The sequence below is a fragment of the Pseudomonas sp. 05N434 genome, from assembly GCF_056396965.1.
Genome location: NZ_JBFTMK010001138.1, coordinates 1 through 446, shown reverse-complemented (window position 1 = coordinate 446; position 446 = coordinate 1). Strand labels below are relative to the sequence as shown.

Here is a 446-nt window from a genome sequence, read left to right as displayed (position 1 = left end):
GGCGATCACCGAGCAGGGCCATATCGTGCCGACCACCTCGGTGGGCAACTCGGCCAGCTTCGCGATTTTCGCCAAACACGTGATCGTCGAGATCAATCTGGCGCACAACCCGAATCTCGAAGGCTTGCACGACATCTATAYCCCTACCTACCGGCCGACCCGCACGCCGATTCCACTGGTGAAGGTCGATGACCGTATCGGCAGCACTGCCATCCCGATACCGCCGGAAAAAATCGTCGCGATCGTGATCACTAATCAATCCGACTCGCCCTCTACTGTGCTGCCGCCGGATGTGGACACCCAGGCCATCGCCGACCACCTGATCGACTTCTTCAAGCAAGAAGTGGCTGCCGGTCGCATGACCAACAAACTCGGCCCACTGCAAGCCGGAATCGGCACCATCGCCAATTCGGTGATGTGCGGCTTGATCGACTCGCCATTTGAAG

Annotated in this window: 1 pseudogene; it reads left to right on the top strand. The window is 58.9% G+C overall.

Features of this window, described 5'->3' with window-relative positions:
* Positions 1-446, top strand: a pseudogene (locus AC1DLB_RS32110) (propionyl-CoA--succinate CoA transferase); the annotation flags it as partial.